The sequence below is a fragment of the Mycolicibacterium austroafricanum genome, from assembly GCF_000612725.1.
GTDB lineage: Bacteria > Actinomycetota > Actinomycetes > Mycobacteriales > Mycobacteriaceae > Mycobacterium > Mycobacterium austroafricanum.
On the sequence record NZ_HG964450.1, the window covers coordinates 1266008 to 1289048 of the forward strand.

Below are 23041 nucleotides of genomic sequence, written 5' to 3' on the forward strand. Positions count from 1 at the left end.
CACGAGTCCGGTCGGCAGGCCGAAGCCGTGCTAGTTGTTGCTCGTTGGTGGTGGGGGTTGGTAGGGGTGGTACCACTTCCATTGGGCGCGTTCTCCCGAGGTTCCGGGGTAGGGGTTGACCTCTGGTGGTGGTGTGGTCGGGGGCCGCGCCAGTGACCCCGGTTGCAGTGGTCGGCCGGTGTGGTCGGTCACGAGCAGTTGGTGGGCGGGTCCGGTGATGGTGATCAGGCCGCGGTGGTGGGTTCGGTGGTGGTAGGGACAGACCAGGACCAGGTTGTCGAGTTCGGTGTCGCCGCCGTCTTCCCAGTGCACGAGGTGATGGGCGTGCAGGCCGCGGGTCGCGCCGCAGCCGGGGACCACGCAGGTGCGGTCGCGGTGCTCGAGGGCACGGCGCAGGCGGCGGTTGATCGTGCGGGTGGACCGTCCCGTGCCGAGGGGCCGGCCGTGGCGTTGGAACCAGACCTCACAGGTGGCATCGCAGAGCAGAAAGCGACGTTCCTCGTCGGTGAGCAGCGGACCCAGATGCAGGGCGGCGACCCGCGTGTCGATATCGACGTGCACGACCACGGTGGTGTGCTGACCGTGCGGGCGGCGGGTGGCTTCGGCATCCCAGCCGGCCTCGACAAGCTCCATGAACGCCTCACCGGCGCTCGGCCACGGCGGCAGCTGCACCCCACGGTCACCGTCACCGTCGCCGGTGGGGTCGGTGCCGTGGTCGCGAGTGTGTTGGGCGATCAGCCGGTCTTTATGCGACTGCAGGGCCGCGGTGAATCTCGCGGACTGCTCATGCGGCAGCTTGATCCGCCAGTAGGTGTAGTCGGCGTCGCAGGTGCTGGTGATCTCCGGCCTGGGCACCGGAGCGGGTTCGGGTTCCTCGTCCGCGTCGGCGAACGGATCGCGCACCGGTTCGGGATCGGGTCGGGGTTCGGATTTGACCGCGGTGCGCAACTGGCTGACCGAAGCGCTCGCCGCCAGGTGCGCGTAATGGGCATCAGAGCCCTGGCCGGCGTGTTCGGCGATCACCGCGACCTGGTCGAGGGAAAGACGGCCCTCACCCAAGGCCGTCACGCAGCGCGGGAACTCCTCGAGCCGGTCGGCGACCGTGGTGATCGTCTTGGCGTTGTGCGGCGAGCACCCGGTCTTCCACGCGACCAACGCCGCCACCGACCGCGCCCCGGTGATCCCGACAAGCCCGTCACGGTCGATCTGCGCGGCGATCTCCACGATCCGCCCGTCAATGGCATTGCGCTGCCCCGCCAACTCCGAAAGCTCCTCGAACAACACCTCAAGCCGCTCCGACTGAGTGCACCCAGCAGGCGAATCAACCACGGTCGAGGACATGACCCCAGTCAAACACGAGGCACCGACAAGTTTCGGCGTCGCGAAACCTCAATGCCGGCCGTTGAGTGCGACTCAGCCGCAGCCGATCTGACGGAGTACTGGTAGGTGCGGGTTCGCAACGGCGCCATGGTGATGTCGGGATCGATCGCGATCAGCTGCCGTAGTCGAGCTTTCACGTGGCTCAGAAGGTTTTCTGACAGTTCACCGTTGGGACCGGCTATTCTTTGGCACGATCCCGCAGAGCCAATCGGCGGCGAGGACAACTGCCCAGGTCTACAAGTTCCAGGCTGGCGCTGATGCTCAGGATTCTGGTGCCGTGCCGCTCGGCGATCTCGGGGGATGCGGGACCTTTCTCCAAATAGCGGAACACTTCACCATGCCGCGCTTCTCCGCCATGGAAACCGCCTCAGGCCCAGAACTCTAAGCGGCAGTGAGCCGGGACCTCGGATCAGCGCGAGTGGTACTCAGGACGAGCACCAGCCGACCTGCAGAGGCTCGGCCCGCCACCAGTCACAGAGCCGGTTCAGTTGCGGGCGGTACCGGTCGCATCCCCTTCCAGCTGCTCGCACCGATCGTGCGAGGGACTGGTGTCCTGAAACGGAATCGGGTATATCTGCGTGCCCGCTTTCAAGCGAAGCGGATAGCGTGACGAGCGGCCACCCAGGAGGGATTGAAGAAATGACACAAGATGTTCCGCCGTCCTTGGCGGCAGTGCTCGCGGAACCCGCTGTTCCACAACGCCCGTTCCCCTGGAACCGCTCTGCCTGGGCCACGGGAATGCACGACCTGCCTGACGTGCAGCGGGTACTCGATTCGCTGCCCGACGGAGTCGATCGAAATCTGGTCCGTGAGGTCGTTAACTCGCAGCTCAGTGACGGCCAAGTTCTTCCAGCCTTCGTCAGTGCCATGATCTGGGGTTACGGCGACAGCGGCTACGGACCGACTCGAGTCCGCTGGGTACTGACAGGCATCAAGACTGGCGCCCGCGACGCGCCGGTGCGGGGTGATGTCGTCGAATCGCTCCGTGCCGCTGTCGACACTGTGCGCATCCAGGGGCCTGTCGAAGGCTTCCGGTACATGAACAATGAGGGCCGGGTCAAGCATCTCGCTGGCGCGTTCTTCACCAAGTGGCTGTACTTCGCCTCTGCGACCACCAGTGCTGACGATGCCAATGCGGCGCCCATCCTGGACCGGCAGGTACAGGTTTGGTTGAAACTGGAGGCCAACCTGTTCATCGATATTCACCGCACCTCGGACTACGGGCGCTATCTCGACGTCCTACGAGCCTGGGCCGCTGCCTACGACCGCACCCCGGTGCAGGTCGAGAAAGCGATCTTCGGGCTGGCGACCGGACGTACCTAACAGCCGAAAAAGCACGATCAACTGCGGCACGTGCCGGCCTTGCCGCACAGTTCGTACTCACCATGCGCGTCCGCCCCTAGGCTCACCGCCGTGGGCAATGAGAAGCGCAAGCATGTTTCCACCAATCAGGGCCATTCACACGATGCCGGTGCCTTCCTGACACTCGGCCATGTGCTCGCCGCGATCGGCGCCGAGCATGCCCCGCCTATCCGACTGGATGACATCCGAGTGATTCGACACAGCTTCAACACCGGCGAAGCTTTGGGACTCAGAGGCCCCGAAGATCTGACTGAGGACAAGGTCCGGGAATACACACGATTCCAAGGCATCTCACCCCGGCAGTTTCCCGCGAACCCTGAGCGACACTGGGTGGTGCTGGTCGCCGACGGAAGGCGGCGCTCCCGGTTGTGGGGAACGTTCGAGAATCACGGCGAGATCGTCGCAGAGCGCACGGCGGAGGCCCGATTCTTTGATCTGCGTCGCAGCGACATTCTGAAACCACTTGTAAACCGGCTCGTCGTCGAGTGGGACACTCCGCGGGTCTGGCACCGACGGGCAGCAAGCGCAGCAGACATGCCCGTTCTCGAGATCGCCGACCGCGACAAGGTTCCGTTTCCGGGGTTCGACAATGTGCTACTTACCTTTCACGACCTCGGTGAGATGCTGTCAGACCCACGGTATCGCGACTGGCAGGTGGCGCTGTCGCAGGTGCAAGGCATCTACCTGATCACCGACTCGTCCAACGGCAAACAGTATGTCGGGAAAGCCGATGGCGCGGAACGCATTCTGCAGCGCTGGAAGTCCTATGCGCAGGACGGTCACGGCGGCAACCGCGCCCTGCGAGACCTCGCCAAGATCAGCATCGGTCTCGGCAGCGGCAAGACCGACCACGCGCGCCACTTCCTGTTCAGCATCCTGCGGGTGTTCGGACCAAGCACGTCGTCATCGGAAGTCGACAAAGCCGAATCTCACTACAAGGACGCTATGATGACCCGCAAGTTCGGCCTCAATCGCAACTGATCGGGTTCACGCACCACGTCTCAACCGCACCGCCGACAAAGACAAGGGGCCCGATCCTTCAGCTGTCCTGAATCGCGAGCACTTCAGGGATCTGCAACATGGCCTCGTCATACCCCGCCTGGGCCGCATCGTCGGAGACTGCCCGAAGTATCGGAAACAGCCACCGGCCCTGTCCCAGTATCGGATACTTTGGCCGGTTGGCTCGCAGCGGTCGTCCACTTTAGGTCGACCCCATCAAGGTGATCCACCTTGCCGTCATGGGAGACGATGTGTCCGCGTTCAGCGTCGAACTCGCCGGCCGACGATCGCTACCCCGCCCTCGCGGCATCCGCATACCCGGGTGCCAGCGCTTCCATCTGTTCGATTACCAGCTTGATCGCTTCGGGTTGCTTGTCTGGCGGGTACTTGTACTTCACCAGCAGCCGCTTGATCGAAGAACGCAGCTTGGCCCGAACGTCGTCGCGCACGGTCCAGTCGGTTTTGGTATCACGTTGCATGACCCCGACGAGCTCCCGGGCGATCTGCGCTAGCACGTCTTCACCCTGCAACTCGACGGCGGACTCGTTCTGCGCGACGGCGTCGTAGAACGCCAGTTCGTCATGGGACAGCGGCGGGCTGAAATGCGCGCCGCGATTGCTCTCTGCCGCAACCTCCTTGGCCATTTCGATCAACTCGGCGATCACCTCGGCCGAGGTGAGCTGCTGATTGGTGTAGCGCCGCATCAGGTCGGTGAGCCGTTCGGAGAAAGCCCGCTGCCGCACCACGTTGCTCTTGGTGGCGCGCACTGCTTCCTCGGTGATCACCGCACGTAACGCTTCGATCGCCAGGTGTGGGTTGCTCGCGGACGCAGCCTTCGCCTCGAACTCGGGCGTCAGATCCGACAGCGATGGCTTGGGCAATCCGGCGGCGTCGTAGATGTCGACGATGCCGTCGGAGGCGGTCGAGTCATAGACCAGGGACTCGAGCATCCGTCGTATCGCCTCTGGCACTGGCTTTCCGGATGCTTGCCGGTCGTTGGCGTCGAATTTCGCCATCCACACCCGGACTTCTTCGTAGAACTTGGCGGTCGGGCGCAGCGCATCGAGTGCCTGGTTTCCAGCGCACAGCGACCAGGCGCGCGACAGCTGGTTGGCCAGTGCCCGGAACCTGTCTGAGACCGTCGCCTCGCCTTCGGCGACCTGGTTGCCGGCAGTCGCCGGCGAGCGCAGGTAGTTGGTCAATCCCACGGCCGCCTTCATCCAACCGTGCGGCTGGGCGACTTTGGCGCGCCAGTCGTACCCGGCGCAAAGCGCATCCAGCTGGGCGATCAGGGTTTCGGTCAGCGCGACGGCCTCGTCGATGTTCTTGCCGACGGGCTTCTCGGTGCGGTCGGTCTGGGTGTACTCCGCCAGGGCCTTGTTCAGGTTCTCGACCAGCGGAGCGTAGGCGACCAGCAGCCCGTTGGGCTTCTCCCGGAAGGTCCGGTTCACCCGGGCCAGCGTCTGCATCAACAGCGCACCCTTGAGTGGGCGGTCCAGGTAGAGGGTGTGCAGCGGCGGCGCGTCGAAACCCGTCAGCAGCATGTCCTTGACGAGCACGATCTGCAGTTCGTCATCGGGGTCTCGCAGCCGCTGCTGAATGGTCTTGTTCTGCCCATCCCGGCGAACGTGTTTGGCGACCAAACCCTGGTCCTTGGCGCTACCCGAGTAGACGACCTTGATGACGCCCTTATCGACGGCATCGTCATGCCATTCCGGCTTGAGTTTGACGATCTCTTCGTAGAGCTCGGCACAGATCTCGCGCGTCGCTCCGACGATGAATGCCTTGCCGGGGCAGGAGATGAACTTACGCATCTCCTGCGACCGAACTTCCCAATGGTCGACGATGTCGCGGGCCAACGCCGCCAGTCGGTCCGGCGCGCCGTAAACCGCGTTGATGACGGCGACCGACTTCTCGATCTGATCGCGTTCGACGTCGTCGAGGCCGGCGGTGACCTCATCGGCGGCCTTGTCGAGGTCATCCTCGGTGACGCCCTGGGCGAGGGCGACCTTGATGAGCCGCGGCTCGAAAAACACTGGTACCGTGGCCTTGTCGTTGACTGCGCGGGTCAGGTCGTAGACGTCGATGTCGGGTCCGAAGACGTCGCGGGTGTCGCGGTCGGCTTCGGAGATCGGGGTACCGGTGAAGGCGATGTACACCGCGTTGGGCAGCGCATCGCGGATGTGCCGGGCATACCCGTCGAGGTCGTCGTAGTGGCTGCGGTGGGCTTCGTCGACGACGACGATGATGTTGCGGCGGTCGGTCAGCAGCGGATGGTCGGCGCCACTCTCCCGTTCTGCCTTCGACAGTCCGAACTTCTGCAATGTGGTGAAGTAGATGCCGCCGGTGGTGCGATTGGACAACTCGTCACGCAGCTGGGAACGCGTGGTGACCTTGACCGGTGATTCACCGAGAAGCTTTGAGCGGTCGAAAGTTGCGTAGAGCTGGCCGTCGAGGTCCTTGCGGTCGGTGACGACGACGACTGTCGGGTTCTTCAGTTTGGGCTGTTGGGCCACCAGATGGGTGTAAAGCTCCATCTCCATGGACTTTCCAGAGCCCTGGGTGTGCCAGACGACTCCGGCCTTGCCGTTGCTCTCAGCGGCGGTGACCGTCGAGCCGACGGCCTTGGTAACGGCAAAGTACTGGTGCGGCTTGGCGATCCGTTTGATCAATCCGTCGGCCCCGGCGTCGAAGGCGGTGAAGTTGCGGACTAGTTGTAGGAAGCGCTCGGGGTTGAAGAGGCCGTCGATCAGATACTCGAGTTCGGTGCCCAGGTGCACATCGTCGACGGGATCACCGAACGCGACCGGCTTGCCGTCGTCGTCGACGTTCCAGGGCGCAAAGTGCTCCAGCGGTGTGAACGGCGTCCCGTAGCGGGCGGTGAGACCGTCGCTGATGACGTTGAGCACCGCGAACCGGAACGCCATCGGGAATTCTCGCAGGTAAGTGGCGAATTGGGCGTGCGCGCCGGGCAGGTCCGCGTACTTCGAGCCGGCCTGCTTGAGTTCGAAGAACGCGATCGGCATGCCGTTGAGGTACAGAACGATGTCGAATCGGCGGTCGTGTTCGGCGTCGCGGATGGTGACCTGCTGCACGGCGAGGAGTTCGTTCTCCTCGGGCCGGTGGCTGATGAGCCGGATCGTCGGATTCTGCTCGATGCCATCGGAATCCACGTAGCTGATGCCTCGGTAACCCCCGACCAGGTACTGGTGCAGTCGGTAGTTCTCGGCGATGGCGTCTTGGGAGGACGGCTGCAGGATTGCCGCACGAGCTTGTTCGAGGTATTCGCCGGGCACATGGGCGTTGAGTTCGCGCAGCTTGGCCAGCATCCGGTCCGGGAGCACCAACTCGTCCCAGCTGGCGCGACCGTTCTCGGTGCCCGGGGCGATCGCGGAACCATTCAGCGGCAACCATTCCTGCTGGGCCAGCGTCTCCAGCGCGAGAGATTCCCATTCGGCTTCGCTGAAGTCAGTCATTGCTCTCCTTCTTGGACCACCGGATCGTGGGCGAGTTCGGCCTCGAGCTCGGCGATGGTCGGCAAGCTGGATTCCAGGTCTGCGGGCAGACTTTCGGTGATGACGGTTTTCCACTCGGCGACGCCGATCGGCGCGGTGTAGCCGCGCAGCGCGTATTCGGCGACGACGTTGTTCTTGGCCTTGCACAGCAGGAGACCGATGGTGGGGTTGTCGTCGGGGTGGCGCAGCAGGTCGTCAGCAGCGGCCATGTAGGTGCCGAGTTGGCCGAGGTAGCTCGGGTCGAAGTCGCCGATCTTGAGTTCGATGACGACGAAGCAGCGCAGCCGCAGATGGTAGAAGAGCAGGTCGGTGTAGAAGTCCGCGTCGCCGATCTCCAGATGGACCTGGCGGCCGACGAAGGCGAACCCTTGGCCGAGTTCGAGCAGGAACTTTTCGACGTGATCGGTCAGGGCGAGTTCGAGGTCACGCTCGCGGCGGATGTCGGCGGCGCCGACGAAGTCGAACAGGTACGGATCCCGGGTGGACTGTTGGGCGAGGTCGGAGTCCGCCGGTGGCAGGGTGCGGGCGAAGTTGGTGATGGCCTTGCCAGCCCGCTCGTGGAATCGTCCCTCGATGTGGTGGACCAGGATGTCGCGGCTCCAGCCCTGCTCGATGGCCGTCTGTGCGTACCATTCACGCAGGTCTGAGGCATCCAGCTTGTCCAGCAAGGCGACGTGGTGGTACCAGGGCAATTGTGCAAGCCTGCCTTGCACAATTTCAGGATCCGGCCAGGCCGCGGCGAAGGCGCGCATGTACTTGAGGTTGCGGGCCGAGAAACCCTTGGCGTCCGGGAAGCGCGCCCGCAGGTCGGCGGACAGCCGGTCGATGACGCGGGTGCCCCAGCCCTCGGTGTCCTGGCGGGCCAGGATCTCGCGACCCACCGCCCAGTAGGTGAGGACGAGTTCGGTGTTGGCGGCGGTGACGGCCCGGCGGCGGCCGATTTCGATGCGGTCTGCGACGGCGGTGAGGAACGCTGGGTACCAGTCGGGCCCCGATGTGTTTCTCGTGGGCGCAGACACCCCGTCGTCGGGGTCTCGATCGACGCCGGTCATGTCATATCCATCGCAACCACGATCCGTACCTGCGGTGGCCGTGGCGCATCACACCACCTCCGACACGCGGGCTTCGGCATCCTTGACGCGGATTCTGCCGGACATGAGCAGTGGGAGGAGTTCGTCTCGCGTGCGGGCGAGCACCCGAGTCTCCCGGAGGGCTGACAGTCTACGATCTTCGATCAACTCAAGTGACTCGCATACCCCGTCCCAGTCTGTCTCGTTGATCGCCGGGACACGTACGCTCTCGAGCGTCGACATCGTGATTGTTGAGAATACCGAGCCGTGTGCACGCGCCTTCAGCTCATCGGAAATCGACTCCAGTGCGCACCGTAACGCCACCCCCCGTCCTGCCGGCGGAATAAAGCCGTATGCCGACTGGTTGATCGCGCTTGCTACTCCCAGAGTCACGACTTTGCCAACCGTGCCCCTTGCAGTCAGGGCAACTGATCGCTCTGGTAGGGCAGCGAGGCGACCGACTGACTGAGAAACGGCCGAGCTGATCGTCTCGGCAGTAGCTAAGAGAACGCCACCGTCCGCAGCAGACATGTCGCGAACAGACGCCCACGGAACGTCACCTGCCCATAAGTTGCTATCGGAACGTGATGGTGTACCGCCAAGATGAGGCCGCACCAACGACCCTAGGGACACCTGACGGCTCCCCGTTGCAGCACGATGCCAGAGTTCCGACTGAAGGAGCCGACCGACATTCGCCAGTCTGCGATTCACGCCAATTTTGTCGTCGAGCGATCCCAAAATCGCTCCTATCGCTTGCTGCTCCAGAAGCCCAGGCAGAAGCGCAACAAAATCCTCGATACGGCTAGGGCTCGTATGACGAACTGTCGATCCCGAAGCAGTGCCTAGAATGTGGGATCTATAAGCGGCCGTGCGCAGGTAATAGTTGAGGAAAAGCCGATCAATCTTCGATCGATCGATCGCCTCGATAAGTCCGATCCGCTGATTGTGCAAATAGGTCGGGCCAGCCGGGATCAGCGCCGGCATACCGAGGGTCGCACCGTCGCGGCTAAGGTCGGTCATTGAAACCACTAAGTCGCCCGGCGCCAGTTCGAACCCTGGTGGGTAGTCGCCGTTGAACGTCTTTGGTTTCGATTCCTTGAATCCGCCTTCGATCGCGAAATTCCCAGGTGTGACCAAGATTGGATACGTCGGGTCTTCTGTGAACCCCTCGCCGGGGAAGGCATAGCCATGCTTGACAGAGATGAGATCGCCCAGTCGAACAGATTCACGCATCGATCCGCTCCAACTGCTCTCGAACCACCTTCTCCAGCCGCGCCGACTCATCAAACGCCGCAAGCAGTTCCGTCTTCAACCGGGCGATTTTCTCGTCGATCGGTTCGCCGTCGTCCTCGACGGCCGCAGCGCCGACGTACCGTCCCGGTGTCAGTGCGTAGTCGGCAGCCTTGATTTCGGCTAGGGTCGCCGACTTACAAAAGCCTGGGACATCCTGGTAGACAACGCCCTTCGCTGCCGCCGACGCCGATCCGCGCCAGGCATGGAAGGTGTCGCCGATCTTGACGATGTCGTCGTCGGAGAGGGCGCGCTCAGCGCGGTCGACCATGTAGCCCATCTCGCGGGCGTCAATGAACAGCACCTGCCCCGACCGGTCGACCGAGCCCTGCTTACCTGCGGTTTTGTCCTTGGCGAAGAACCACACGCACACCGGGATTCCGGTGCTGCGAAACAACTGGGTGGGCAGCGCGATCATGCATGACACCAGATCGGCTTCGACGATCTGGGCCCGGATATCGCCCTCGCCGTTGGAGTTCGACGACATCGACCCATTGGCCATCACCACACCGGCCTTACCGCCGGACGCCAGCTTGTACAGGATGTGCTGGATCCAGGCGTAGTTGGCGTTGTTGGCCGGCGGTACGCCGAACCGCCAGCGGGCGTCCTCCTCGTTGCGGGCCCAGTCCTTGATGTTGAACGGCGGATTGGCCAGCACGTAATCCATCTGGACATCGGGATGCTGGTCACGGGCAAAGGTATCGCCCCAGCGCGCACCCAGGCCCTTGTTGTCGATGCCGTGGATGGCCAGGTTCATCTTGGCCATCCGCCAGGTCTCCTCGATGGACTCCTGACCGTAGACGGCGATCTCCTTCGGGTCGCCGTCGTGCTCATAGATGAACTTCTCGGTCTGCACGAACATGCCGCCCGATCCGCAGCACGGGTCATACACCCGCCCGCGCGACGGTTCCAGCACCTCGACGATCACCTTCACCACGCTCGGCGGGGTGAAGAACTCTCCACCCCGCTTCCCTTCCGCCCGCGCGAAGTTGCCGAGGAAGTACTCGTAGACCTCGCCCATCAGGTCGCGCGCTCGGCCGTCACCCTGGCGGCTGAACCGGGCGCTGTTGAACAGGTCGATCAATTCACCCAACCGGCGCTGGTCGATGTTGTCCTTGTTGTACAGCCGCGGCAGGGTGCCCTGCAGGGTCGGGTTGGCCTTCATCACGGCGTCCATCGCCTCGTCGATCAGCTGACCGATGTTCTTGGCGGGCTCGCCACCGGCGGCCGGTAAACCCTTCGCATTCTCCGCCAGGAACTTCCACCGCGCGCCGGGCGGGACGACAAACACGCCGTAGCCCTGGTACTCCTCGGGATCCTCGATGAGGTCTTCGATCTGTTCGGCGTCGAGGCCGTCTGCCTCCAGCTCCGTCCGGATCGCCTCGCGGCGTTCGTCGTAGGCGTCGGAGACGTACTTGAGGAACACCAGGCCCAGGATCACATCCTTGTACTGGCTGGCTGACAGCGATCCGCGCAGTTTGTCGGCGGCTTTCCACAGTGTGTCCTTCAGCTCCTTCATCGTTGAAGGAAGCAGTGGCTCAGCCTTTTTCGTGCCCCTTCTCGGCGGCATCTCTGTCCTTTCCTAGTGATCCGCCGCGGCGACGCCGGGCGTGGTCGGTTGTGCGTCCAGCGTCAGGGCGCCGGCGGCGACCCCGTCGATCAACGCTGTCTTCAGTTCGCGGGCGGCCTCGACGCGCCGCCGCGCCTCGGCCTCGTAGTGCGCGATGTCAGCGAGGGCGACCTCAAGACGAGCAGCTTCGTCCGCCGACATCTCGGGTACCGTCCAACTCGGCCATTCCGATCCGGCGGTCGCGGTCTCGTTGATGACTGCGGCAAGCACCTGTGGGCCGAGATCCGCGGTGCGGCCCAGCCGAAGGATGCGGGCAGGCGCGGCGACCATGGCTCCACCGAACGTGTCGACCCACGCCCGGGGTTGCGGCTTCTGTACGAAGATCACGTCGCCGGGCTCTGTTCGCGTCGAGTGGGGATAGAGCCGTTCAGCGTCGACCGGATCCAGAGCGAGTCCATCATCGGCCGGCAAAACACGTACTGTGCCGTCAGACGTGGCGTGGGCCAGATCGATACGGTTGCCGCGCTTGAGCGTCAGCTTGCCTTCGTCGCGCAGCTCGCCCAACGATCGGTGCCGCAGCTTGAGCCTGCCCGGTGAGGCTTCGACGAGCACATCGACGGGTTGCAGCGGTGTCGTGGTGGTCAGCGTGATGGTGTGCACCCGCTCGACATGGCTGTCTCGGCCAGCCGGACTCAGCCCCACCGCCCGGGCGCCGCGCGGCACGAACGGCCCGCCTGCCAGCACGCCGGCGCGGTCGATCCGGCGCGCGTAGCGGAATGCCCGTACATCTGTCTGTGCCAGTGCGGCGGCGATGTCGGAGGCGAAGTCGCCGATGTCCAGGTCAGGTATCGCAGCGAGGTCGGTAACGTATGGTCGCTGCTCCTCGGCACCGCCGAGACACACCCACAACGCCAGGTTCTGTCGATGCGCCTCACGCCACAGCCCCCGCGGAAGGCGCACGGCCGCCATGACATTGCCGACGCGAAGCACATCCGCCCGCCGCTGCTGCAGCTCTCCTGCCAAGGTGTCGGTGAGCGCCGACGCCGGGCCCACAAGAACACCGATTCGGCCCGGCTCTAATCCGAGGACCAGCAAATCGGCGCGGTCGAGTACCGCCGCGGCGTCGAGCCCCACTGCGGACACGAAGGAGATCTCGCCGGCGTGCGATCTGCCCGTGCCCGCACCGGTAATCACCGCTCGACGCAGCACGGCGCGGTCCTTGGATGTCACGCCCATTCCGCATTCGGCCGCTACCGCCATTGACACCGTGCTTCCGTCGGCCCGCAAGGTCATGTCCTCGGCGCCCAGGAACACCGCGCACTCAGTCACGACCCGTCCCAGGATTCGCACGGCGTCGCCGGTGAGCTCGCGGACAGCACGCTCTCGGTAGAGCCGACCTTGCTCGATGCGCGCTAACGCGTCGGGTAGTCCGAAGGAGGCTTCGACAAGTTCGTCGACGTACTCCAGTACCGCGCCAGTGGGACGGATGGTGCGTATCTCGGTGAGCACACATCGATCGTCAGGGTCGTATTCCTCGGCCAGCCGCGCCCGTTCCGCTGGATTGGTGCCGGCAAGTTCGACCCCGGTGAGCACACGCCAGGCGAGTAGCACGACGAGCTCCTCCAGGTCGGCGTTGTCCGGCACAGCGATCGCGGGGGCGTCGTACTCGACCTCGGTGTTGTTGCCCCGGCCGGTGCGCTTCAGGTACTCGACCACCGCGTCGGGGTCGAACCGCTCGATACCGTCTCTGCGGCTCACCGCCTCAGGAAAGGGCACGAGTTCACCACGGACACGGGGGCGGTTTCGCCACATGCTGACGACCGGGCGCTGTACGTTCGCGAGGTCGGCCACATCCTGCAACGTCAAAGTCCGCACGGCCCGCCTCCCCTCACTTCCAGCCCACGGTATTCGCGCGGCGTCGTTATTGCAATGAATTACGCTGATAACCAGGCTTATCATTTAGATCTGTTGTAAATCGTGAGCTAGCCAAGTGATTCTCGATGCACCCGCCGCGCCCCTGCGGCTCAAGCACCGAGGAGCATTCATGACCGACCTGAAAGGCGCCCGCCTGGGCGACGACCAGAGCACGATCGTCATCAACCACCTGACCATCGAGGACAAGGACGTCGTCCGCGAAGCCCAGCGGTGGACCACCGGGCAACGCGGCGAGATCGTCGATGATCCCGCAGTTCTCGCGGATGCCGACCTGTCGGATTTCGTCGCCGAAGCCGTGAAGATCGGTGCCCACGCGCTATCGGCCACCGGGCAGTCCCAGGACGCTCGCGCCTTGGAACGGATGATCAAGGAGGCGGGCGACAAGACAGCGGCCACCTCCGCGCAGGCTGCCGAACTGACCGACCGCACCGTCAAAGACGCCACGAAGACGATGGCGAAGGCCGCCGAGGACGCCAAGAAGGCCATCGTTGAAGCCGATCAGACCAGCCGCAAGGAGTTCACCGAGTCGGTGACCGCCGCCAAGACCGCGCTGACCGCCGAAGTCCGGCGCATCTTCGCCGGCGACAGTCCGGAACTCCTGGAAAAGCTGCAGCCGCTGCTGGAAAAGTTCAGCGCCGAACTCGATGCCAAGAGCTCCGCGAGCATCACCGAGGTTGTCACCAAAGCCGTGAAGCAATTCGACCCCGCCGACCCCACGTCCCCGATGGCCAAGCACACCGCGACGCTCGAGCTCCGTCAGCAGCAATTGACCGAACTGCTGGGCAAGAACCACGAGGTGCTCACCCAGAAGATCGACGAAATCGGTACCGCAGTCAAAGTCCAGGAGGCCCGCGCCAGCCTGAGCAAGGTCACGCCGATCAAGGGTGACACGTTTGAAAACCAGGTCAACGAGGTGCTTTTCACCATCGCTACCGGCCTGGGCGATGAATACTCCGACACCCGCGCCATTGTCGGACACCTGCCGCGCTCCAAGAAGGGCGACGGACTGCTCACCGTGGACGGCGGAAGTGCGCGCGTGGCGATCGAGATGACGGACTCGGCCCGCGGGGGTTGGACCGAGTACCTGGACGAGGCCGAGCGCAACCGCCAAGCGGCGGCATCGCTCGGCCTCGTCCGAACCCTCGAACAGAACGCGGGCCAGTCCATTCGAGTCATCGGCTCACGCCGTGTCGTTCTCGCCTTCGACCCCACAGCCGATGATCCTGACCTGCTCCGCACGGTCCTCATGCTGCTGCGCACCGCCGCCCTGGCGGCCTCCACCCGCCGCGGCGCCAAACAGCTGTCCACCGCCGAAGAAAAGATCTGTGAAGCCGTCAACCAGCTGGATCGCATCGACGACATCAAGAAGGCCGCCGGCTCCATCCACAAGAGCGCGGAAAAGATCGAAACCGGCTGCACTGCAGTGACTTCTGGGATCAACCGGTTGTTGTCCGAGGCGCTGGCCGCGTTGGCCGACGCACAGGCCTCGGAAGACCCCTCGACCGACACATCCGGCGACACCGCTGCCTGATCCACTCAACAACAAGGAATGAAAATGAAGCGCATCTCCATCAAGGCTGCCGCCATCGCCCCGATCGTCGCCGTCGGATTGTCCGGCTGCATCGCTCCGGACGAGGTTACGTCGGCCAACGGCAACGACTCTGTTTCGGCATGGTCGGATATGACAACGACATCTCCGACACGGGCTGCGGCGCCGCCCACCCCGGCTGACTTCGTCGTCGGCGTGGTCATCACCGAGCAGAAATGCTTCGGATCCGCGGGCTGTAACTATCGCTACACGATCAACCCGCAGTACATCAGCTCCAAGCCCTTGCCGGAGAGGACGACCGTCGTCTACACCGTCACCGGCGGTGAACAGGATCAGGTCGGTAACTTCACCATCGACGCCGACGGCACGGCCACATTCGATCGCGAGACGCGTATCTCGGGCGAAGAGAACGCCAACCTGCAGGCCACCGTCACGCAGGTCATTCCCGGGCGGTGAAGAGCACCAACGGGAGACCCGACGCACGGCCGCACCGATCCATAGATGAGGCTGTCGACGTGACCAACATCGCCGACGCCATCGCCCATACTCGTGTCCCCATCTTCCACGGCACTCGGGCGTCGCTGGCCGAACCAATACTCTGTGGCGGGTTTGCGCCATTGCCGGTGACTAAACAGATCGAGGACGTCGCCGCGCAGTACGACGTCTCGATGGACGATCTGATGGAAGATCTCAAAGCGTACAACAGATTTGCGGTGGTCGATGCTCGACCAAACACGGCCTTTGTAACCGGGGATGCGGTGAAGGCGGGTAGTTGGGCGGATCGGGCACCAGAAGCCACGTGGGAGGCGCTATGGGCGGTCTACCGCATCCAAAACCCAGAAATCGGCTGGGACTGGAACATGTCGGACGAGGGACATCTCTGGGTACTGGCGCAGCGCGTCGACGACCCTCCGGCGGTGCTGGAAGCGCGTGCACCGCTGGTCGCCCTCCGGAATCGAAACAATGGCCGCACCGCTGCCGACGGGATTCGAGAAGCGATCGAGTCGGGCTCCACTGACGCTTTGTCGACCGAGCTGGAGCTGTTCCGTGCATCCCCCGAGTGGCTCGTTGCCCCATGTGATCTCACGCCGATCAGCTACCAGACGGTCCCCATGCGGGTGGACCATGACCTGATGCTGTTCATGTCGGGGGAAAGCAAGGAAACGTTCGTCGAGCGTTTGCGCGCGGGCTGCTGGGGAGAACCGGGTGCCAGCAGCGGCCCCGGCGACAGGCCGTGGCACCCATTCGAGGAGGTGTGGGCACGACTGAGCAGTGAGCGGCAGACCGCGCTCGAGGAGATCGTAGGAACGCCGATTACTTCGCGCATCTCCGTCGAACCGGACACCGTTGCGTAAGCGGTGCGGGAAATCCTGTACTCCGGCTTGGGCCCCGGCCCCGCTAAAAAGGGCCGTCACGGCGAATGCCCCACACTCGCGTCGCAGGCCAGGCCCAACCGCCCTCCACAAACGACAAAGGTCACGCCCTCTTACGAGGTCGTGACCTTTGTCGAACTGTGGGCGAAGGGGGACTTGAACCCCCACGTCCCGAAGGACACTGGCACCTGAAGCCAGCGCGTCTGCCATTCCGCCACTCGCCCGAATGACCGAGGGAGCCTATCACGCAGGCATCCCGGCTTCACAACCGTACTGGCGGACCCCCCGGAACTCCAAAACGAGCCGTCGCAGAACCGTGACCTGCATCAACGTGATTCTCAGAGTTCTGGTGGTCACGCATCGACCCAGATGGCCGATACCATGCATGAAGGCATCGCCACCAGCCGACACGCTGGCGGCGTCACTGCGCGGGTAAGAACAGTGCACCACAGCGAGGGAGGCGATCGGGCAGATGGGACTGGTCGGCCGCTTCGAGCGCAAGCTCGAGGACAAGGTCGGCGACGCCTTTGCCCGCGTCTTCGGCGGTTCGATCGTGCCGCAGGAGGTGGAGTCGCTGCTGCGCCGGGAGGCTGACGCCGGAGTCCGCGAACTGCATGGTGGGCGCATTTTGGCCCCGAACGACTACGTCATTACCCTCAGTGTGCCTGACTATCGAAAGGTTAGTGCCGACCCGGACATCACCGCGACCACGTTCGCCAAGCACTTGGAGGGATACATCCATGAGCAGGGGTGGCAAACGTATGGTGATGTGGTCGTCAGATTCGAGCAGTCGCCCAACCTGCACACCGGACAGTTTCGCGCGCGTGCCGCGGTCAATCCAGACGCGACCACAGTCGAACCCGCTCCACCCCCACGAGACGTCACGTCCCAGGCAGAACCAGGAGTACCACCGATGACCGACAACCCGACTTACCGCGGCGGCCAAGGACCGGGTCGGCCCGCGGACGACTACTACAACCGCCCCGAGGACGAGCGTCCCAACCGCGGCGACGAGCCGCGCGGCGGCTACCCGCCGGCCGACCAGGGCGGCTATCCCCCGCCGGCGGACCAGGGTGGCTACCCGCCCCGCGGCGGCTACCCCGAGCACGGCGGCTATCCCGAGCACGGCGGCTATCCCGATCAGGGTGGCTACCCGGAGCAGGGCGGCTACCCCCCGCAGTCCTACGAGCAGCGCCCGCCTGCGGGCTACGGTCCGCCTCCCGGCGGTTATCCCGACCAGGGCTACCGGCAGCCCCCGCCCGGGTACGGCCCTCCTCCCGGTGGCCAGCCCGGCTACGGCCCGCCGTCGGGCGACTATGACTACGGCCGTCGTCCCGACGACGGCGGCTACGGTCCTCAGGGCCCGCAAGGTCGGCCGTCCTACCCGGACCAGGGTGGCTATCCCGACCAGGGCGGCTACGGCGGTCAGCAGTACGGTCGCCAGGACTACGCGCAGCCCGATTACGGCCGCTACGGCGAGGCCCCGGCCGGCTATCAGGACCAGGGTTACGGCGAGCCCGCCGGCTATCAGGACCCGGGCTACGGACAGGGTGGCAGCTACGCCGGTTACGGCGCCCAGGGCGACTACCCGGCGGCCGGCGCCACCGTCACTCTGCAGCTCGACGACGGCAGTGGCCGCACCTACCAGCTGCGCGAAGGTGCCAACGTGATCGGACGCGGGCAGGACGCCCAGTTCCGGCTGCCCGACACGGGAGTGTCACGTCGACACCTGGAGATCCGCTGGGACGGTCAGGTCGCGCTATTGTCAGACCTCAACTCCACCAACGGCACCACGGTGAACAACGCCCCGGTCCAGGAGTGGCAGCTGGCCGACGGCGACGTCATCCGGCTCGGCCACTCCGAGATCATCGTCCGCGTCCACTGAGGATCGGCCGCTCGGGGGTAGCGGTCGCGTGGCGCTCACGTCGACCGACGCCCACGTATGGTGGCGGTTCCGACAGGACGCCGACGAGCGCTAGTGCGAGGAGTATTACGCCGACGAGCGCTTGCGCGAGGAGTATCAGCGGAGACGGAGAGGACGTCAGATGCAGGGCCTGGTACTGCAGCTGACCCGCGTCGGCTTCCTTCTGCTGTTGTGGCTGTTCATCTGGTCGGTGCTGCGCATCCTGCGCACCGACATCTACGCGCCCACCGGTGCGGTGATGGTGCGGCGCGGACTGGCGCTGCGAGGGTCGCTGCTGCCCAACCGCAGCCGAAGGCATGTCCCCCGGCAGCTGGTGGTCACCGAGGGCGCACTCGCCGGAACACGCATCCCGCTGGGAACGCAGCCGGTGTTGATCGGGCGTGCCGATGACTCGACGCTCGTGCTGACCGACGACTACGCCTCGACGCGCCACGCCAGGCTCTCGCCACGAGGTCCGGAATGGTACGTAGAGGACCTAGGATCAACCAACGGTACATACCTCGACAGGGCGAAGGTGACGACAGCAGTTCGAGTTCCGATGGGCACCCCGGTGCGGATCGGCAAGACGGTGATCGAGCTGCGCCCGTGACACTCGTCCTCCGATACGCGGCCCGCAGCGACCGGGGGTTGGTGCGCGCCAACAACGAAGACTCGGTCTACGCCGGCGCGCGGCTGCTCGCGCTCGCCGACGGTATGGGCGGTCACGCCGCCGGTGAGGTGGCGTCCCAACTGGTGATCGCCGCGCTGGCTCACCTCGACGACGACGAACCCGGTGGAGACCTGCTGAGCAAGCTCGACTCCGCGGTGCGCGAGGGCAATTCGGCGATCGCCGCACACGTCGAAGCCGACCCCGAGCTCGATGGCATGGGAACCACGCTGACCGCAATCCTGTTCGCGGGCAACCGGCTTGGCCTGGTGCACATCGGCGACTCGCGCGGCTACCTGCTGCGTGACGGTGAGCTGACCCAGATCACCAAGGACGACACGTTCGTCCAGACTCTGGTCGACGAAGGCCGCATCACCGCAGAGGAAGCCCACAGTCACCCGCAGCGCTCCCTGATCATGCGCGCGCTGACCGGCCACGAGGTCGAACCCACGCTGATCATGCGCGAGGCGCGCGCCGGTGACCGCTACCTGCTGTGCTCTGACGGGCTGTCCGATCCGGTCAGCCACGACACCATCGCCGAGGCGCTGCAGATCGAAGACGTGGCCGAAAGTGCAGACCGGCTCATCGAATTGGCGCTGCGCGGAGGCGGCCCGGACAACGTCACCGTGGTGGTCGCCGACGTCGTGGACTACGACTACGGACAGACCCAACCGATCCTGGCGGGGGCGGTGTCCGGCGACGACGATCAGAGCGACCCACCGAACACCGCCGCCGGCCGCGCGTCGGCCTTCAACCCAAAACGCAACGCCGCCAAACGCGTTGTGCCGCAACCGGAAGAGCCGCCGCCGCGCCCGCATTCCCGGCGACGCATGATCATCGCCGCCGCGGTGCTGGTCCTGGTGGTGCTGACGGGCCTGGCTGTCGGACGCGAGATCGTACGCAACAACTACTACGTCAGCGAACACAACGGCACCGTCTCGATCATGCGGGGTGTTCAGGGCTCCTTTCTCGGGGTCTCCCTGCAGGAGCCTTACCTCCTCGGATGTCTGAACGCCCGAAACGAACTCTCCCTCATCAGCGCCGGCCAGTCACAGGACAGCCTGGACTGCCGCCTCCTCGGCGTCGGCGACATGCGGCCCTCCGAGCGCGCGCAGGTGATCGCAGGCCTGCCCTCGGGCTCCCTCGACGAGGCCATCGGTCAGATCGAGGAACTGGCGCGCAGTTCCGTCCTCCCGGTGTGCGCGCCGCCCGCCCCGCCGTCGACCACCCGGCCCCCCGCGCCCTCTCCGCGCCCCGCGCCCGCCCCGACTTCCACTGCGCCGCAGACGACCGGGCCCAGCACCACCCCCCGCGCCAGTGGTCCGGCGCCCGCCCCGGAGACCCCGCGCACCGTCACCACCACCGCACCGTCGCCCGCGTCGCCGGCGCCCGTACCGCCGGCGTCGCCCACTCCCCCGCCGCCACCACCCACGGTGACCGCGCTGCCGCCCCCACCACCTGAGCCGGGAACGAACTGCCGGGAAGTCTCATGACGACCCAACCGCAGCCCGCAGTCGCGGTGACGCCCCCGCTGCCCAACCGCAGGAACGCCGAACTGTTCCTGCTCGGTTTCGCCGCGCTGATCACCACGGTCGCGCTGCTGCTGGTCGAGGCGAATCAGGAACAGGGACTGCACTGGGACCTGGCCCAGTACACCGTCGCCTACCTGGCACTGTTCACCGGTGCGCACCTGGCCGTCCGCCGCTTCGCCCCCTATGCCGACCCGCTGCTACTGCCTGTCGTGGCGCTGCTGAATGGCTTGGGGCTGGTCATGATTCACCGTCTCGACCTCGCCGAGGGTGAGACCACCGCGCAGGGTCTCGGCGGCACCGCCAACCAGCAGATGCTGTGGACGCTGGTGGGGGTCCTCGGATTCTCCGCCGTGGTGATCTTCCTGCGCGACCACCGCACGTTGTCGCGCTACGGATACGTCTGCGGTCTGACCGGCCTTGTCCTGTTGGCCATCCCGGCGATCCTGCCCCGCTCGATGTCGGAGCAGAACGGCGCCAAGATCTGGATCCAGTTCGAAGGCTTCTCGATTCAGCCCGCGGAGTTCTCCAAGATCCTGCTGCTGATCTTCTTCGCCGCGGTACTGGTGTCCAAGCGCGACCTGTTCACCAGCGCCGGAAAACACGTCCTCGGAATGGATCTGCCCCGGCCCAGGGACCTGGCTCCGTTGCTGGCGGCGTGGATCGCGTCGATCGCGGTGATGATCTTCGAGAAGGACCTGGGCACCTCGCTGCTGCTGTACGCGTCGTTTCTGGTGATGGTGTACATCGCGACCGAACGATTCAGCTGGGTGGTGCTCGGACTGGCGCTGTTCGCCGCGGGAAGCGTTGCGGCCTATTACCTTTTCGACCACGTCCGGGTACGGGTACAGACCTGGCGTGACCCGTTCGCCGACCCCGACGGCGCCGGTTACCAGATGGTGCAGTCGCTGTTCAGCTTCGCCACCGGCGGAATCTTCGGCACCGGTCTGGGGAACGGACAGCCGGGAACGGTGCCCGCGGCATCCACCGATTTCATCGTCGCTGCGATCGGCGAAGAGCTTGGGCTGGTTGGCCTTTCGGCCGTGCTGATGCTCTACACGATCGTGATCATCCGCGGGCTGCGCACCGCGATCGCGGTGCGTGACAGCTTCGGCAAGCTGTTGGCCGCCGGTCTGTCCGCCACGCTGGCGATCCAGTTGTTCATCGTCGTCGGCGGTGTCACCAAGCTGATTCCGCTGACCGGGCTGACCACGCCGTGGATGTCCTACGGCGGGTCCTCGCTGGTGGCCAACTATCTGCTGCTGGCGATCCTGGTCCGCATCTCACATTCCGCCCGTCGGCCCATCGTCACCAGGTCGCTGCCGCCGGGCAACATCGCGGGTGCCAGCACCGAGGTGATCCAGAAGGTATGAACACCTCACTGCGCCGCATCTCCGTCATGATCATGGCTCTGGTCGTGGTGTTGCTGGCCAACGCCACCCTGACGCAGGTGTTCACCGCCGACGGTCTGCGCTCCGACCCACGCAACCAACGGGTGTTGCTCGACGAATACTCCCGTCAGCGCGGCCAGATCTCGGCCGGCGGACAGCTTCTCGCCTACTCGGTCTCGACTCAGGGCCGGTTCCGGTTCCTGCGGGTGTATCCCGACCCGATGATCTACGCACCGGTCACGGGTTTCTACTCGCTGAGCTATTCGAGCACCGGACTCGAACGCGCGGAGGACACCATCCTCAACGGCTCCGACGAACGGCTGTTCGGGCGCAGGCTCGCCGACTTCTTCACCGGCCGCGATCCCCGCGGCGGCACCGTCGCCACCACCATCAACCCGCAGGTTCAGCGGGCGGCATGGGACGCCATGGAGAAGGGCTGCGACGGACCGTGCACGGGCTCGGTCGTCGCCCTGGAACCGTCGACAGGCAAGATCCTGGCCCTGGTGTCCGCCCCGTCGTACGACCCGAACCTGCTGGCCACCCATGACGTGGCCGAGCAGGCGGAAGCCTGGCAGCGTCTTCGCGACGACCCCGGCTCCCCGCTGCTCAACCGCGCGATCTCCGAGGCGTACCCGCCGGGATCCACGTTCAAGGTCATCACCACCGCGGCGGCACTGCAGGCGGGAGCCACGCCGGACACCCAGCTGACCGCCGCGCCGCAGATCGCGCTGCCCGACAGCACGGCCACCCTGCAGAACTTCGGCGGTGTGTCATGCGGTGCCGGCCCCACCACGTCGCTTCGCAACGCGTTCGCCCATTCCTGCAACACCGCGTTCGTCCAGCTGGGCATCGACACCGGCGCAGACCCGCTGCGCAGCACCGCCGGTGACTTCGGGGTGGGCGCGGTTCCACCGGCCATACCGCTGCAGGTCGCCGAGTCCACCGTCGGGCCCATCGCCGACGACGCGGCACTGGGGATGTCCAGCATCGGGCAGCGAGACGTCGCGCTGACCCCGTTGCAGAACGCCATGATCGCGGCCGCGGTCGCGAACAAGGGCGTCATGATGCGCCCGTACCTGGTTGAAAGCCTCAAGGGTCCGGACCTGGCGAACATCGCCACCACCGCTCCCACCGAAGAGCGGCGAGCAGTCACCGAGCAGGTCGCAGATACACTTACGGACTTGATGGTCGCCGCCGAGCAGGTGACTCAGCAGAAGGGAGCCATCGCCGGCGTGCAGATCGCATCCAAGACCGGCACTGCGGAGCACGGCACGGATCCGCGCAACACGCCGCCGCATGCCTGGTACATCGCCTTCGCGCCTGCTCAGGCACCCAAAGTCGCGGTCGCGGTGCTTGTCGAGAACGGGGGAAACCGGTTGTCGGCGACGGGCGGGGCCCTTGCGGCGCCCATCGGACGCGCGACGATCGCCGCGGCGCTGCGGGAGGCATCATGAGTCACCTCGCCGGAGGCAAGACCGTGAGCCACCTCGCCGGAGGCGAGACCGTGA

The 23041-nt window shown here is 65.2% G+C and carries 16 protein-coding genes and 1 tRNA gene; 10 read left to right on the forward strand and 7 right to left on the reverse strand.

Annotated features, from left to right (window positions below; translation table 11 throughout):
- Positions 1-30: 30 nt before the first annotated feature.
- Complete coding sequence (locus BN976_RS06055) at positions 31-1341, reverse strand: HNH endonuclease signature motif containing protein (protein ID WP_011777365.1); 1311 nt, start codon at positions 1339-1341, stop codon at positions 31-33.
- A 645-nt stretch (positions 1342-1986) separates the two neighbouring features.
- Here BN976_RS06055 and BN976_RS06060 point away from each other — a divergent pair.
- Together BN976_RS06060 and BN976_RS06065 are read left to right on the forward strand one after the other, a co-directional pair.
- Entirely contained in the window at positions 1987-2703 is a 717-nt protein-coding gene (locus BN976_RS06060; RefSeq protein ID WP_220096291.1) for an 8-oxoguanine DNA glycosylase OGG fold protein, read from the forward strand.
- 90 nt (positions 2704-2793) lie between these two features.
- The gene (locus BN976_RS06065; RefSeq protein WP_109489545.1) at positions 2794-3723 is read left to right on the forward strand and encodes a GIY-YIG nuclease family protein; all 930 of its coding nucleotides are present in this window, start codon (positions 2794-2796) and stop codon (positions 3721-3723) included.
- A gap of 308 nt (positions 3724-4031) precedes the next feature.
- On the opposite strand, the gene BN976_RS06070 is transcribed toward BN976_RS06065, so the two are convergent.
- From BN976_RS06070 to BN976_RS06090, 5 genes are read right to left on the reverse strand one after another with little or no spacing between them, the layout of a single operon-like run.
- A complete protein-coding gene (locus tag BN976_RS06070; RefSeq protein ID WP_011777362.1) occupies positions 4032-7217 on the reverse strand; it encodes a type I restriction endonuclease subunit R in 3186 nt (1061 codons plus the stop codon).
- On the reverse strand, positions 7214-8308 hold the full coding sequence (locus tag BN976_RS06075) for a PDDEXK nuclease domain-containing protein (protein ID WP_011777361.1): 1095 nt from the start codon (positions 8306-8308) through the stop codon (positions 7214-7216). The genes BN976_RS06070 and BN976_RS06075 overlap by 4 nt, the downstream gene beginning before the upstream one ends.
- 48 nt (positions 8309-8356) lie before the next feature.
- Positions 8357-9559: a restriction endonuclease subunit S gene (locus BN976_RS32435; RefSeq protein ID WP_011777360.1), complete on the reverse strand. Its 1203-nt coding sequence runs from the start codon at positions 9557-9559 to the stop codon at positions 8357-8359.
- Positions 9552-11186, reverse strand: a complete 1635-nt coding sequence (locus BN976_RS06085; protein ID WP_011777359.1) for a class I SAM-dependent DNA methyltransferase — start codon at positions 11184-11186, stop codon at positions 9552-9554. The genes BN976_RS32435 and BN976_RS06085 overlap by 8 nt, the downstream gene beginning before the upstream one ends.
- A 12-nt stretch (positions 11187-11198) precedes the next feature.
- Positions 11199-12944, reverse strand: coding sequence for a hypothetical protein (locus tag BN976_RS06090; RefSeq protein ID WP_235621976.1), 1746 nt, complete (start codon positions 12942-12944; stop codon positions 11199-11201).
- Positions 12945-13230: 286 nt separating this feature from the next.
- Here BN976_RS06090 and BN976_RS06095 point away from each other — a divergent pair, with 286 nt between their 5' ends.
- From BN976_RS06095 to BN976_RS06105, 3 genes are read left to right on the forward strand one after another with little or no spacing between them, the layout of a single operon-like run.
- Positions 13231-14652 carry a hypothetical protein gene (locus BN976_RS06095; protein ID WP_011777357.1) on the forward strand — a complete coding sequence of 474 codons (1422 nt, stop codon included), beginning with the start codon at positions 13231-13233 and terminating at the stop codon, positions 14650-14652.
- 24 nt (positions 14653-14676) lie between these two features.
- Positions 14677-15126, forward strand: coding sequence for a hypothetical protein (locus BN976_RS06100; protein WP_011777356.1), 450 nt, complete (start codon positions 14677-14679; stop codon positions 15124-15126).
- A gap of 59 nt (positions 15127-15185) precedes the next feature.
- Positions 15186-16025 (forward strand): hypothetical protein, encoded by an 840-nt coding sequence (locus BN976_RS06105; protein ID WP_036368725.1) that lies wholly within the window; start codon positions 15186-15188, stop codon positions 16023-16025.
- Positions 16026-16184: 159 nt separating this feature from the next.
- Here the strand turns inward: BN976_RS06105 and BN976_RS06110 are convergent.
- A tRNA-Leu gene (locus BN976_RS06110) sits at positions 16185-16267 on the reverse strand.
- A gap of 248 nt (positions 16268-16515) precedes the next feature.
- On the opposite strand from BN976_RS06110, the gene BN976_RS06115 reads away from it, so the two are divergent.
- From BN976_RS06115 to pbpA, 5 genes are all read left to right on the forward strand, one after another.
- Positions 16516-17928 carry an FhaA domain-containing protein gene (locus BN976_RS06115; RefSeq protein ID WP_011777354.1) on the forward strand — a complete coding sequence of 471 codons (1413 nt, stop codon included), beginning with the start codon at positions 16516-16518 and terminating at the stop codon, positions 17926-17928.
- A gap of 160 nt (positions 17929-18088) precedes the next feature.
- The gene (locus BN976_RS06120; protein ID WP_036368727.1) at positions 18089-18556 is read left to right on the forward strand and encodes an FHA domain-containing protein FhaB/FipA; all 468 of its coding nucleotides are present in this window, start codon (positions 18089-18091) and stop codon (positions 18554-18556) included.
- Positions 18553-20106, forward strand: a complete 1554-nt coding sequence (locus tag BN976_RS06125) for a PP2C family protein-serine/threonine phosphatase (RefSeq protein ID WP_011777352.1) — start codon at positions 18553-18555, stop codon at positions 20104-20106. Before BN976_RS06120 ends, BN976_RS06125 begins: the two co-directional genes overlap by 4 nt.
- Positions 20103-21515 (forward strand): peptidoglycan glycosyltransferase RodA, encoded by a 1413-nt coding sequence (locus tag BN976_RS06130; RefSeq protein ID WP_011777351.1) that lies wholly within the window; start codon positions 20103-20105, stop codon positions 21513-21515. The genes BN976_RS06125 and BN976_RS06130 overlap by 4 nt, the downstream gene beginning before the upstream one ends.
- Positions 21512-22987, forward strand: coding sequence for a D,D-transpeptidase PbpA (pbpA, locus tag BN976_RS06135; RefSeq protein WP_011777350.1), 1476 nt, complete (start codon positions 21512-21514; stop codon positions 22985-22987). The genes BN976_RS06130 and pbpA overlap by 4 nt, the downstream gene beginning before the upstream one ends.
- The last annotated feature ends 54 nt before the right edge of the window (positions 22988-23041 follow it).